Here is a 13,304-nt window from a genome sequence, read left to right as displayed (position 1 = left end):
CGCTTGGCTGGACGCGGGACGGTGGCGATGCTTTCCTGTTCCATGTCGATGTTCCCGCCGACACTTACACCATCGATGTCGACTTTGACTATGTTTCTCCATCGGTGTCTTTTGGGACCGGGTTCGGGAAGTCGCCGAATGTCACACCGCATCTATTGGAGATTCTTTTCGGCCAGCTGCTGCTTTATCCGGCCGATGCCCGTGCTGACTCGTTGCTTGTACATGCCAGCGTGCAGTTTCCGCGTGGATGGACCTATGACGGAGCCCTGATCGGAACGCGAAATACGGATGGGACAGTGACCCTGCCGATCGTGCCGCTTTCTCGGTTGGTCGATTCTCCACTGCTCGCCGGCGAGCACACCCGGTCGGTGGCTATTCCTAGTCGGGCGATGCATGCGAGGCTATGGATCGCCGCGGACGATAAAGCGAGTCCCGGCGCAGATCGAAAGGCGGTGGACGCACTTGGTCGCTTGATCGACGAAACGGTTGCGGTCGTCGGCAAGCCAGAACGCGCCGATTATGTCTGGCTGCTCGCTTTGAGCGATGTGCTGACCCATGACGGAACGGAGCATCGCGAAAGCTCCGATGTGCGCGAGGCCGCGGATTTTTTTCGAGACGGGTCGAGAGCGTACCGTTGGACGGTATTGCCGCACGAACTATTTCACGCCTGGAATGGCAAGTTCCGGCGTCCCGCCGGCTTGGTGACAGCGAATTTCCAGCAGCCGATGAACGACGAGCTGCTGTGGATCTACGAAGGTCTGACGCGATACTACGGCGACGTCGTGCTTCCGACGCGGAGCGGATTGGCAACTAAGGAACAGACCCTCGACTATCTGGCCTACGTTGCGGCGCAAGTTCAATACGGCCGGCCGGGAAGGAGCTGGCGCAGCGTGGCCGATACCGCTGTGGCGATCCCGGGCTTTGCGGATGCGCCATTCGAAGGCAGCGCGGACCGGCGAGGTGCCGATTACTACAACGAGGGCATGCTGATATGGCTTGAGGCAGACGTACTCATCCGTCAATCGACCCATGGTGCTCGATCGCTCGATGATTTCTGCCGGGCCTTCTTTGCCCAGCGAGATGTTCCGGGTGGCGTTCTGGCGTATCGGAGATCGGATGTCATGCAAGCGCTCCACGCCGTCGCGGATATCGATTGGGAGACGTTCTTCGCATCGCGTATCGACCGTGCGGGTGCGCCTGTTCCCTTGAACGGTCTGCATGAAGCGGGCTGGTCCGTTACCTACGACGATACGCCCAATCGTTTCGCCGACAGTGTTCAGAAGGACGGCGGTGCCTTCAACTTCTCCACGACGCTGGGCTTCTGGATCGCTCAGGATGGAACCATCCAGGATGTCGCATCCGGCTCTCCTGCTGCCCAGCACGCCATGGCAAGCGGCTGGCGCATTACCGCGGTAAACGGCGGGCCGTGGTCCTTGGAATCCCTGCGGGAAGCGCTCCGTCCAGCCCGGCATGCGAAAGCACCGATACGGCTGAAGCTTGCTTATATGGATATCGTTCGGACCCTCGAAATCGATTGGCACGAAGGCCTGCGTGTGCCGCATTTGTATCGCCAGCCTTCTTCGCCTGACGTTCTCGGACGCATTTTCGCACCGCGCCGCGCATCCGATAGCACACCTCACCCATAGACGCAGGAGACCGCTCCATGACTTATAAAAAGATGGCTCATGACAAGAGCCGCCGAACTTTCCTGGCGTGTGCCGCGACAGGCATGGCGGTCGGACTCGTCGGCATGGGCGAGGCTTCCAAGGCCGGGCCGGTGCCGCGTGCGGCTAACCCATCGCTGGATTCGCTCGCCAAGGCCGAGCGGGCGGCAATCGTCGAAGCGATGACGACCCACGGGATTGAAGGGACGTCTGTTTGTTTGCTGGAGAACGGCAAGCCTGTTTGGGTGGAAGGCTTCGGAACGACCGGGGGGAAAGAGGCGCGGCCGGTCGACCAGGAGACGATCTTCAGTATTCAATCCACGTCCAAGAATTTCACCTCCGTAGGGGTCTTGCTGGCTGTGCAAGAAGGGCTGCTCGATCTGGACGTTCCCATCTCCAAATATCTTCCCTGGTTTCGGGTGAACAGCCGCTTCGAAGCCAAGGCCCAGGACAGGATTACCTTGCGATTGCTGCTCAGCCACCGTGCGGGATTTACGCACGAGGCGCCCGTAGGCAATAACTACGATCCCGGCGCCGCGGGCTTTGCGAAGCACGTGCATAGCATTTGTGACACATGGCTTCGTTACCCGGTCGGCGATCGGTATCGTTACTCGAATCTTGGATACGACCTGGCGGGATTCATTCTTCAAGAGCGCACAGGCGTGAGCTACGCCGAATGGTTGCGGAAAAAGCTGTTCGAACCGTTGGGGATGCGCGATAGCACCGCTGACGCCGACGTCTACACCGCGCGCAAGAACAGGGCGGTGGGACATGTCGAGGGGTACGAGACCGTACCCCTGGTGACGCCGCTGGTCGCATCCGGCGGCGTGTATATCAGCGCGCGCGACATGGCGACATACGCTGCATTCCATCTGGACCAAGGTCGCGGGAGCGGTAAGCTCCTCGATGAGAACCTTTGGAAGGAAATGCACGGATTCGGGCTTGGAGGCGATTACGGGTTGGGTGTGATCCGCAACGAAGTGCGTTACGGGGATACGCCTGTTCGTGTTCTGAGCCACAAGGGCGGGGGGTTCGGGTTCGGGTGCGTATTCATCTATTGCCCTGAGGCCCAAGTGGCCTGGGCGGCCATGTTCAATCGCCCTGTGTCCGCACCGTACCGGTTCGGCAAGAAGCTGGTCGACGGGATCCTCGCCGCACGCTTCGGAGCGCCGCGCCCGAGGTTGGCCGCGAACGATATAGGCGCTATTCGCCCTACGCCTGCGTTAAAGAAGGCAATCTCCGGAAGCTACGTCGGTCGCAATCTTGTTGTGACTATTCGCGAGGATGGCGACGGCCTGCGGTTCAAATCCGAGGCCATAGAAACCGATGCGCCGCTCATCGTCGCCGCCCCGGACATCTACTACACGGCTGACGCGTCAGGCGACCTTGTCCAATGGCGCCTCAGCCCGGCCGCAGGCAGTTTGCCGGCGCATCTGGAGTGCAGTGAAGGCGAAGCCGGCGTGGACTACAACGAAGGGCCTGCCGATCCGAAAGGCCCCGATTCCAGTCATTGGACGGCCTACGAAGGCAAATACACCGCTTATCAATGGGGCAAGCCCGCGCTGGACGTATCTATCGAAAGGCGCAACGGTTACCTCTTCATCAACGGCGTGAAGCTGATCGTCGAGCACGAAAAGGGGCTGTTCTTTACCAGCGACGGCGAGGCAGTCGATTTCCGGGATGGCAAAAGCAACTGGAGAAACGTGGTTCTGAGACGGGTGTGAGCATGGATCGCGCGAACAACTCGTTCCAGGCTCGTTACATGCCGCTTACCCGCATGATCGCCCAAATTATCGGCCGATGCCGGGGGATGGCGTCCGCATCCCGGTCGATGCGCACCTGCGGGCATCGGCCAGAGCGAGCCCAGCCAACGAGCGAACGCGATTCGGCAGTAGGGGCGCGGCCAACGTCAGGCTAGGCGTTCCTGTTAATATTCGATGCAATCGGCCGGGCATTTTGTGCCCTGGCCGTTGTTTCCATGCCGCCGAACCTTAGGATTTCCATGGCTATTTCGTTGATCGCCGCGCTGGATGAAAATTCCGCCATCGGCCGCCAAGGCCAGCTCCCCTGGCATCTCCCGGACGATCTGCGCTGGTTCAAGCAGCTCACGCTCGGCAAGTACGTGCTGATGGGTTACAACACAGCTATTTCCGTGGGGCGGACCCTGCCGGATCGACAGAACCTCGTACTGACCCGCAAGCACGAAGCGCCGTTTCCAGGTCAGATCACCGTGCGGTCCGTACAAGAGGCACAGGCGCGTTGTGGCGATACCGGTCTGATGGTGATCGGCGGTGCCCAGGTTTACGCCGAAGCTCTGCCATTGGCGCGCCGCATGTACCTCACCTGGGTCAATGCAGCCACCGACGGCGCCGATACTTTCTTCCCTGGCGTGCATTTCAGCGATTGGACCGAAGTCTCCCGCGTGCACCACAAGAAAGATGCCGACCATAAGTACGACTTCGATATGGTCGAATACATCCGTAGCGCCTGACCGCGCGCTTCGGCATGGCGCCGCCCATCCATGTCATGGCCGGCGTCCTGCGTGACGCCGAAGGCCGCGTGCTGCTGGCGCAGCGGCCGCCCGGCAAGCATCTGGCCGGGCTATGGGAATTTCCAGGGGGCAAGTGCGAGCCGGGCGAGGCGCCGGAAGCGGCGCTGGCTCGAGAGCTGCGCGAAGAACTGGGCATTTCCATCGAAAGCAGTATTCCGCTGATTCGTGTGCCGTGGCGTTACGAACGCGGTGCCTTGTGCCTGGATACGCGCATCGTGGAGTGTTGGCAGGGCGAGCCGGCCTCGTTGGAGGGGCAAGCGCTGCGTTGGCAGGAGCCGGGCGCCATAGATCTTGCCGAACTCGCACCGGCCGACCGGCCCATCCTGCAGGCGCTGCGCTTGCCCGAGCGCTATGTCATTACGCCGGCAGACGCCGTGGTCGGTGAGCGCGACGCCTGGCGTGCCCGGATCGAGGCAGCGCTGGAGCAGGGGACGCGGCTTTTGCAACTGCGGTTTCCGGTGTGGCCGGTGGAGGCCGTGCGGGAGCTTGCCGCAGCATTATTGCCGGCAGCGCGCGCCGCCGGTGCGAGTTTGCTGCTTAATGGCGATATTGACGGGGCGCGCGAGCTTGGCATTGGCGTGCAGTTGAAGCGTAAGCAATTGCGAGCATGCGGGGACGAGCGGCCTCTGCCGCTTGGGCAACTGATCGCAGTGAGCTGCCACGATGCCGACGAGCTGACATGTGCGGTCGCGATAGGTGCAGATTTCGCGACTTTGTCGCCCGTCTTGCCGACGGCGAGCCATCCTGGCACGGAGCCGTTGGGATGGGAGCATTTTGCAGTCTTGGCGGAATCGGCTTCGTTACCGGTTTATGCGCTTGGCGGTTTGGCCACTGGCCACGTGGCGATGGCCAAAGAGCACGGCGCACAAGGTGTCGCTGGCATCCGGGGCTTCTGGGGCTAAGCGGCCTGGAGGCCGTCGAAACCTGTGCGATAGCGCTTCGAATTGTCGCGACTGAAGTCGCTCCTACAGGGATAGGAAGGCCAGCCTGGTGATGTGGGAGCGACTTTAGTCGCGACATAAGCGTTGCAGAGAAAGCGGCTGCCTCTCGGGGCGGGGCGGCCTGGAGGTCGTCGAAACCTGTGCGATAGCGCTTCGAACTGTCGCGACTGAAGTCGCTCCCACAGAGATAGGAAAGGCCAGCCTAGTGATGTGGGAGCGACTTCAGTCGCGACAATCGTGCCTCGCCGCTGGTCCTCGTCGAGACCATAGGACTTTCGAAAGCCTTCATCTGCGGCGGGCCAGTTCCGAATAGATCCCGTGCAATCGCTCGACTTCCGCAGCCAGGGCTGCTTCATCCTTGTCGTTCTCAATCACATCGTCAGCAATTGCCAGTCGCTGCTCGCGTGAGGCCTGCCGATCGAGCATGCGCTGTGCCAGCTCGGCATCGATCCCATCGCGGCGAACCAGACGCTCCAGCCGCACGGCATACGGTGCATCCACTACCAGCACGCGATCGACCCAGCGGTAATGCGCCATGTTTTCCGCCAGCAGCGGAATCGCCAGCAAGCAATACGGACCACGGTCGGCGAGAGCGCGATCGTGCAGCCACTGACGGATCCGTGGATGGGTAATGCCTTCCAGTGTGCGTCGCGCGAGATCGTCGGCGAAGACCAGCCTGCGCATCGCCGCCCGATCGAGCTGACCTTGCGCATCGAGCGCTTCCGGCCCGAAGGCTTCGGCAATTGCTTGCAGCCCTTCGCTGCCTGGCGCCACTACGGCACGAGCCGCGATATCGGCGTCATAGATCGCCACGCCGTGAGCTTCGAACAGGCGAGTTACCGCGCTTTTGCCAGCGGCAATCCCGCCGGTAAGCGCTACCACAAAGGGTTTGTGGGCCTTCATCTATATCCCGTAGACGCGCAGGTACCACTGGTACAGCTCGCCACCGGCCATGAACCAGACCCAGCCGGCCATCGCAATGAAAGGGCCGAACGGCATCGGTACTTCTCGGCCGAGCCGGCGCATCGCGATCAGCACCACGCCAAACAGCGCGCCGACAAGCGAGGACAGCAGTATGACCGGCAGCAGGGCAGAGGGACCCATCCAGGCTCCCATGGCGGCGAGCAGCTTGAAGTCGCCATAGCCCATGCCTTCCTTGCCAGTCAGCAGCTTGAACAGCCAGTAGACGCTCCACAGGCTGAGGTAGCCCACCGCTGCGCCGACGATAGAGAGATTCGGCGTCGTGAAGTACGTCCATAGGCTGAGCAGCAGGCCGAGCCATAGCAGCGGATAATTCAATTGATCGGGCAGCAACTGCGTGCGGAAATCGATGCCGGCCAGGGCGATCAGCAGCCAGGTAAAGACCAGACCGGCCAGGGTGGGCCAGTCGACACCGAACTTCGCCACCACCAGCGCGCTGAGCACGCCCGTCAGCAATTCCACCAGCGGGTACTGGATCGAAATCCTCGCCTTGCAATAACGGCAGCGGCCGCGCAGCAGCAGCCAGCCGAACAGCGGAATATTGTCGATGACCGCGAGCTTGTGTTTGCAATGCGGGCAGTGCGAAGACTCCACGACGATGCCGGGCGGCAGCGGGCTTTCGTCCGCGGGCAGTTCGAGTATCTCGCGTGCTTCGCGCTTCCACATCGCCTCGATGCGCGGCGGCATGCGCAGGATAACCACGTTCAAGAAGCTGCCGACCAGCAGGCCGAGGACGGCGGCGATAACGATCCAGATCCAGAGGTCGAGCACGAGCATGCGCATTCCCAGAGCGTAGATAAGACAAAGCCCCCCTCCCGGCGGGAGAGGGGCTCCGAGCGCGAAGCTTACACTGTACCGGCGAGCTTGAAGATCGGCAGGTAGAGGGCGACCACCATGCCGCCGACCAGGCCGCCCAGGATGACCATGATCATCGGCTCGAGCAGGGTGGATAGCGTATCCACGGCGTTGTTGACCTCTTCCTCGTAGAACTCGGCCACCTTGAACAGCATACTGTCCAGGGCGCCGGATTCTTCGCCGATGGCCGTCATCTGCACCACCATGTTGGGGAACAGGCCTGTCTGGCGCATGGATAGCTGCAACTGATGGCCGACGGCGACATCATCGCGCATCTGCAGGATGGCCTCACCGTAGACGATGCTGCCGGTGGCACCGGCCACGGCTTCCATTGCTTCCACCAGCGGCACACCGGCGCGGAAGGTGACACCCAATGTGCGGGCGAAACGCGCGATGGCGGAGTTGCGCATGATGTTGCCGATGACGGGGATCTTGAGCGACAGGCGATCGAGGAAGTGAGCAAATTTCACAGACCGCTTCTTCGCCATCACGAACACAACGATGCTGCCCACGACACCGACTAACAAGGCCCACCAATACGACTGCATGAATTTGGAAGCGGCGACTACGATCATAGTGGGTGCGGGCAGTTCAGCGCCCGCATCCTTGAAGGTCTGCTCGAATACCGGTACGACGAACAACAGCATGATCACACAGACCAGGAAGGCTACTGCCAGCACCATAATGGGGTAGAACATGGCCTTCTTGATCTTGCTCTTGATCGCTTCCATGCGCTCCTTATAGGTAGCGACCGTATCGAGCACCGTGTCGAGTACACCGGCCGATTCGCCAGCATGCACCAGGTTGCGATAGAGCTCGTCGAACTGCACTGGGTACTTGCCCAGCGCTTCGTGCAGGGCTGCGCCACCTTCGATGCTCTGCTTGACGTCGGTGAGGATGTTCTTGAAGCGGGGGTTCTTCTGGCCATCGGCGATGATGTCGAAGGACTGCACCATCGGTACGCCCGACGCCATCATGGTGGCGATCTGGCGGCTGAAGATCGCCACGTCGCGCGGCTTGACCGTGCTGCCGGTGGATCCGAACAGCGGCTTGGGCCGTTCGCGCACCGTCTGGGGATTCATGCCCTGGCGCCGCAGCTCCGCCTTGACCAGCGAGGCGTTCTTGGCCGGCATGTCGCCTTTCATGCGCTTGCCGCGCTTGTCCAGCGCCACCCATTCGTAGACGGTCAGCGCACTGACCTCCGCACGCTGAGCTCCGAGCGAGCGCGCCTTGTTTGCGGTTGTGGTAGCCGTGGCCATGCGCTTAGATTCCCCCGATGATTCGATCCGGCCCTTATTTACCATCCTAAGGGCACGATTTTTCACAGCTTATGCCATTTGCGCCGATCAATCCGTGGAGCCGAGCGCAAGTTAAACGTTAAAAGCATCCCAAATCGACCGGGGGATCAGTCCTTGGTCACACGGTCGATCTCGGCCAGGCTAGTCACGCCGTGCTTGACCTTCTCCAGGGCGGAGGCGCGCAGGTCGTTAACCCCGGCTTGGCGGGCGACCTCGGCGATCTGCAAGGCGTTGCCGCCCTGCAGGATGATCTTCTGGATATCTTCGATCATAGGCATGACCTGGTAGATACCCACGCGGCCCTTGTAGCCCTCGTTGCAGGCATCGCAGCCGACCGCCTCGTAGACCTTCAGCCCAGCGTCGATCTCGGCCTGGGTAAAGCCGGCGGCAATCAATTGTTCGGGCGGGATGGCCATTTCACGCTTGCAGTCGTGCAGGCGGCGGGCGAGGCGCTGGGCGATGACCAGGGTCACCGACGAGGTAATGTTGTAGGGCGCGATGCCCATGTTCATCAGGCGCGAGATGGTCTGCGGCGCATCGTTGGTATGCAGGGTGGACAGCACCATATGGCCGGTCTGCGCCGCCTTGATGGCGATTTCGGCGGTTTCCAGGTCGCGGATTTCGCCGACCATGATCACGTCCGGGTCCTGGCGCAGGAACGAGCGCAGCGCGGCGGCGAAGGTCATGCCGCGCTTGGTGTTCTGCTGGACCTGGTTGATGCCTTCGACGCGGATTTCGACCGGATCCTCGACCGTGGAGATATTGCGCTCGGCGGTGTTGAGGATATTGAGCGCCGTATACAGCGAGACCGTCTTACCCGAGCCAGTCGGGCCAGTGACGAGCACCATGCCGTAAGGCTTGTGGATCGCTTCGAGATAAAGCTTCTTCTGGACTTCCTCGTAACCGAGCTTGTCGATGCCCAGCTTGGCCGAAGAGCCGTCCAGGATACGCAGCACGATCTTTTCGCCGAACAGGGTCGGCAGGGTGCTGACGCGGAAGTCGACCGCGCGGCTCTTGGACAGGTTGAGCTTGATACGGCCGTCCTGCGGCACGCGGCGCTCGGCGATATCCAGGCCGGACATGACCTTCAGTCGCGAAGCGATGCGCGAGGCCAGCTTCATCGGCGGACTGGCGACCGCACGCAGCATGCCGTCCATGCGCAGGCGCACGCGATATTGCGTTTCGAAGGGCTCGAAGTGGATATCCGAGGCCCCACGGCGGATTGCATCGACCAGGATCTTGTTGACGAACTTCACCACCGGCGCGTCTTCGTTCGCGTTCGCGTCGATGCCGGTCTGCTCGGCCTCGTCGTCGCCGCCCTCCAGCGCCAGCTCATCGAGATCGCCGCCGCCCATATCGGGGACGGCGTTGCTCATCGCATTAAGTACGTTTTCGATCACCCGCAGCAGTTGGCTGCGTTCGACCAGGATCGGCTCCACCATGCAATTGGAGTTGAACTTGATCTCGTCCAAGGCATGCGATTGCATCGGGTCGGCGATGCCGATGAACAGGCGCTTGCCGCGCTTGAACAACGGCAGGGCCTGATGCTTGTTGATCAGCGCTTCGCTGATCAGGTTGAGCGGCATCAAGGCCGGGTTGATCGCCGACACATCCATCATCGGCATGCCGAATTCGAGCGAGGCCACTTGCGTCAGCTTGGCGCTATCGACCAGGTTGTGATCGAGCAGCCAGGCAGCGAGGCTGGTCTTCTGCTGGGTCGATTCGTTGACCGCTTTGCGTACATCGGTCTCGGGCAGTACCCCTTCGGAGACCAGACGCCTGGCCATGCCCGACAGGCCGGCCAGCGATGGTTGCAGTTGCGATGACATAATGTTCGTCCAGCCCCCTGATTGAAGAGGAATTTACCGCACTTGGGCCGACCGGTCATCTATTGCGCGAAGTTGACGTCCGGTCAGTGAACCGGCGCACAGACGACGCGGCGGGGCGCAAGTTCTTCACCTTTCCCGCACCGCAGCAGGCCGCATGGACGGCGCAGTGAGTTTTGCGATAGAACGGCGATCTTTGCGTGAAGTTCCCATGTCAGAAGCTATGCAAGCCCCATTCCTGATCTTCGGCGCCCCCTCGATCGGTGAGGAGGAGATTGCCGAAGTCGAGGCCTGCCTTCGTTCAGGCTGGCTGGGTACGGGGCCCCGGGTGGCACAGTTCGAACGGGACTTCGCCGCCTGGCGTGGGGTTGCGTCCAGTCAGGTAGCGGCCGTCAATTCCTGTACGGCCGCGCTGCACGTGAGCATGGTCGCAGCCGGCCTGGAGCCGGGCAGCGAGGTCATCACCACGCCGCTGACCTTTTGTGCGACTGTAAATGCGATCCTGCATGCGGGGCTGAAGCCCGTCCTGGCCGATGTGGACCCGGTCACCCAGAACATCGATCCGGACGCGATTGCCGCAGCCATTACGCCGCGTACCCGCGCCATCCTGCCGGTGCACTTTGCCGGCCGGCCCTGCGCCATGGACCGGATCATGGCGATCGCTGGCAAGCACGACCTGGTGGTGATCGAGGATTGTGCGCATGCGGTGGAAAGCGAGTTCCGTGGTCAGGCGGCCGGCACCTTCGGCGACTTTGGCTGCTATAGCTTTTACGCAACCAAGAATGTCGTCACCGGCGAAGGCGGCATGATCCTTGGGCGCGATGAGGAGCGTATTGCCCGGGCACGCATGTTGGCCTTGCATGGGATGAGCCGCGACGCCTGGCACCGTTTTGGCGACAAGGGCTACAAGCATTACCAAGTGATCGAATGCGGCTTCAAGTACAACATGATGGACTTGCAGGCGGCTATCGGCATACATCAGCTGGCCCGCGTGGAAGCCGGGTGGCAACGGCGCCAGGCGCTATGGGCCCGCTATGACGCCGCCTTCGCCGACCTGCCGATCGGCTTGTCGGCAGCGCCGGAGCCCGATACACGCCATGGCTATCATCTCTATACCTTGATGATCGATCCGGCACGCTGTGGGATCGAGCGCGACGAGTTCCTCGAAGCGATGAATCGGGCGCGCATCGGCACGGGCGTGCACTATCTTTCGATTCCGGAGCATCCGTACTACCAGGCGGAGCTTGGCTGGCAGCCCGAGGCCTGGCCGGTTGCGCAGCGCCTGGGGCGGCAGACGGTGAGCATTCCGCTGTCACCGGGCTTGTCCGATGACGACGCGGGGCGGGTGATCGATGCGGTGCGCACGATTGTTGTTGGAACGATGTAGGTGTCGGTGTGCTGAAAAGCCCCCCTCACCCCACCCCTCTCCCCCGGCGAAGCCAGGGGAGAGGGAGCAGTCCGCGCAAGTGCGATGTATTGAGGCTCGCCTCAGTCAGGCTCCCTCTCCCCTGGCTTCGCCGGGGGAGAGGGCTGGGGCGAGGGGGTAACGCCTCGGTGTTCCTAAATGATGGGGAGTGAGATATTTAAGGGGTACTGAGCGAGATAATTCCGAACCTAATCGGGCCTAACCGGACCTAATCGAACTCAGTCCTGCAACAACATTGCCACTGGTGAAATGTAGCCGGCGGCAACCTTCAGCGCACTTCTGCTGACTGGAACAGGTCGATCTGTGCCAGGGGCGTAGCTGGGGACACCGCCAGTCGAGCACGCCGGGCCTGGCTCAAGACGCGGTACACGTGTTGGACGGAGACCCCGAATCGGGCAGCTACTTGGGCGTGGTTGTTGCCCCTGACCGCCTCGACGATCTGCTTGTGCTGCTCCCCTATCAGCCAGGCCCTGCCCATAGGGACGTAAACCTGTTGACCGCCCCACTGGCGGGCGAACTCCATAGCGACCTGTCGGGCTGTCTGCTGGGCGGCTTCTGCCGAAACCCCTGGGACGATGTGAAGCTGCTCGGCCACGATGCGCTCCAGCTCGCGAAGCATCTCAGGAGCACGACTCTTCATAGTGGGTACGGAACTCATTTCCAGACTCTCCATAGGGATTGGGAGAAAGGATACGCCACTTCATTTACATGTCGAACGGCTAAGAGCTGACACAGCCATACAGGCGCGGGAACGCTACCCCCGCTTTGCCATGACTCGACTGCGCCACTTCTTAAGGTGCTCGATAACGTCGCTGGTCTGCTTGTTTGACAGCCATTGCAAGGCATCAACGCCGACCATCCGGCGCACGAATCCATTCAACGCAGCCTCTGTGCTATCTCGCACCGCGCCCAGGCTGTGTAATTCAATCCAAAGCTCGCGAACCATGCGCGAATGCCGGTCGACAGGCTGCTCAGGCTTATCGGCAGCGACCCTCTTCGCTGCTTTCTTGATGACAAACCCTCTGCTCTTGAGGGTCGAGAGCACTTGTTCAAGCTGGCGGACGCTCAGTTTGGCGACGGACGACGCACCGACCGCATGCTGGAGCATGTCGCGGTAGACGTCATCTGTAAGACACAGGTCGCGCTTGGCGACATGAATCAGCCGAATTAAATGGCTGCGTTGGCTCGCTGGCGTCATCGGGGAAGTGCTCATTCTTGTTAGGGCTGCTTCATCAGTACCGGGCCACCACGCCCGGTAGACCGCGTCCCTTGCAGGACGCGGTTTCGCATTAAGCCTCGGCGACGCCGTCTTTGAGCGCCTTCGCTGTGACGAACTTAACGACGCGCCTCGCCGGGATGGTCATCGGCTCGCCCGTCCCCGGGTTGCGCCCGGTGCGCTCGGGTTTTTGAGCGACCTTCAGCTTGCCAATGCCCGGCAGGGTTACCTCATCGCCCCCTTTGAGCGACTTGTGAATGTGCTCGGCCAGCTTATCCAGCAGGTCCGACGCGGCCTTCTTCGTCCCGATCTCGGTGGCGGCGACCAGGTGGTCAATCAGTCCAGACTTACTCATGGCATTGCTCCTTCGTTATATGCGCCTTAGCGACGCGCTGTAGGGCTGGTGGTGGTTGGAATGTGAGGGGGAGCCGTCAGGTCTTTCGTGGCGCTACGCCCCCTCTCTGGGTGACCCAGATGGTGATAAACGGAATCAGGTTGATACAGAGCCGGCGGTTGTAGCGGGAATAGTGCCAACCGACCCAGAAG

The 13,304-nt window shown here is 61.5% G+C and carries 12 protein-coding genes and 1 other RNA gene; 5 read left to right on the top strand and 8 right to left on the bottom strand.

The features are described 5' to 3' along the window. The 4 genes from VIM98_RS03930 to VIM98_RS03915 form a co-directional block, all read left to right on the top strand. The coding region (locus tag VIM98_RS03930) for a hypothetical protein (protein ID WP_331991789.1) at positions 1–1,646 on the top strand (1,646 nt) is incomplete at its 5' end. 17 nt (positions 1,647–1,663) lie between these two features. After that, on the top strand, positions 1,664–3,388 hold the full coding sequence (locus VIM98_RS03925) for a serine hydrolase domain-containing protein (protein WP_331991788.1): 1,725 nt from the start codon (positions 1,664–1,666) through the stop codon (positions 3,386–3,388). Positions 3,389–3,666: 278 nt separating this feature from the next. After that, the gene (locus VIM98_RS03920; protein ID WP_331991787.1) at positions 3,667–4,155 is read left to right on the top strand and encodes a dihydrofolate reductase; all 489 of its coding nucleotides are present in this window, start codon (positions 3,667–3,669) and stop codon (positions 4,153–4,155) included. 14 nt (positions 4,156–4,169) lie between these two features. Continuing rightward, positions 4,170–5,117: a Nudix family hydrolase gene (locus VIM98_RS03915; protein WP_331991786.1), complete on the top strand. Its 948-nt coding sequence runs from the start codon at positions 4,170–4,172 to the stop codon at positions 5,115–5,117. A gap of 324 nt (positions 5,118–5,441) precedes the next feature. Here the strand turns inward: VIM98_RS03915 and coaE are convergent, their stop codons facing one another. The 4 genes from coaE to pilB form a co-directional block, all read right to left on the bottom strand. Then, positions 5,442–6,059 (bottom strand): dephospho-CoA kinase, encoded by a 618-nt coding sequence (gene coaE / locus VIM98_RS03910; RefSeq protein WP_331991785.1) that lies wholly within the window; start codon positions 6,057–6,059, stop codon positions 5,442–5,444. Then, positions 6,060–6,914 carry an A24 family peptidase gene (locus VIM98_RS03905; protein ID WP_331991784.1) on the bottom strand — a complete coding sequence of 285 codons (855 nt, stop codon included), beginning with the start codon at positions 6,912–6,914 and terminating at the stop codon, positions 6,060–6,062. A gap of 68 nt (positions 6,915–6,982) precedes the next feature. Continuing rightward, positions 6,983–8,251, bottom strand: coding sequence for a type II secretion system F family protein (locus tag VIM98_RS03900; RefSeq protein ID WP_331991783.1), 1,269 nt, complete (start codon positions 8,249–8,251; stop codon positions 6,983–6,985). Positions 8,252–8,397: 146 nt separating this feature from the next. After that, on the bottom strand, positions 8,398–10,119 hold the full coding sequence (pilB, locus tag VIM98_RS03895; RefSeq protein ID WP_331991782.1) for a type IV-A pilus assembly ATPase PilB: 1,722 nt from the start codon (positions 10,117–10,119) through the stop codon (positions 8,398–8,400). Between the two features lie 208 nt (positions 10,120–10,327). Between pilB and VIM98_RS03890 the strand changes: the two genes are divergently transcribed. After that, positions 10,328–11,503: a DegT/DnrJ/EryC1/StrS aminotransferase family protein gene (locus VIM98_RS03890; protein WP_331991781.1), complete on the top strand. Its 1,176-nt coding sequence runs from the start codon at positions 10,328–10,330 to the stop codon at positions 11,501–11,503. A 307-nt stretch (positions 11,504–11,810) separates the two neighbouring features. Here VIM98_RS03890 and VIM98_RS03885 read toward each other — a convergent pair whose 3' ends face one another. From VIM98_RS03885 to VIM98_RS03870, 4 genes are all read right to left on the bottom strand, one after another. Then, positions 11,811–12,182 (bottom strand): Mor transcription activator family protein, encoded by a 372-nt coding sequence (locus VIM98_RS03885; protein ID WP_331991780.1) that lies wholly within the window; start codon positions 12,180–12,182, stop codon positions 11,811–11,813. Between the two features lie 114 nt (positions 12,183–12,296). Beyond that, a complete protein-coding gene (locus tag VIM98_RS03880) occupies positions 12,297–12,755 on the bottom strand; it encodes a regulatory protein GemA (RefSeq protein ID WP_331991779.1) in 459 nt (152 codons plus the stop codon). A gap of 5 nt (positions 12,756–12,760) precedes the next feature. After that, positions 12,761–12,832, bottom strand: an RNA gene (locus tag VIM98_RS03875) — hammerhead ribozyme type II. Beyond that, positions 12,832–13,113 carry an HU family DNA-binding protein gene (locus tag VIM98_RS03870; RefSeq protein WP_331991778.1) on the bottom strand — a complete coding sequence of 94 codons (282 nt, stop codon included), beginning with the start codon at positions 13,111–13,113 and terminating at the stop codon, positions 12,832–12,834. Before VIM98_RS03870 ends, VIM98_RS03875 begins: the two co-directional genes overlap by 1 nt. Positions 13,114–13,304 lie beyond the last annotated feature (191 nt).

Origin of the sequence: Dyella sp. (genome assembly GCF_036568765.1) — a bacterium.
Taxonomy (GTDB): domain Bacteria; phylum Pseudomonadota; class Gammaproteobacteria; order Xanthomonadales; family Rhodanobacteraceae; genus GSA-30.
Note: the sequence above shows the minus strand (reverse complement) of the source record. Positions and strands in the feature narration are given on the sequence as shown.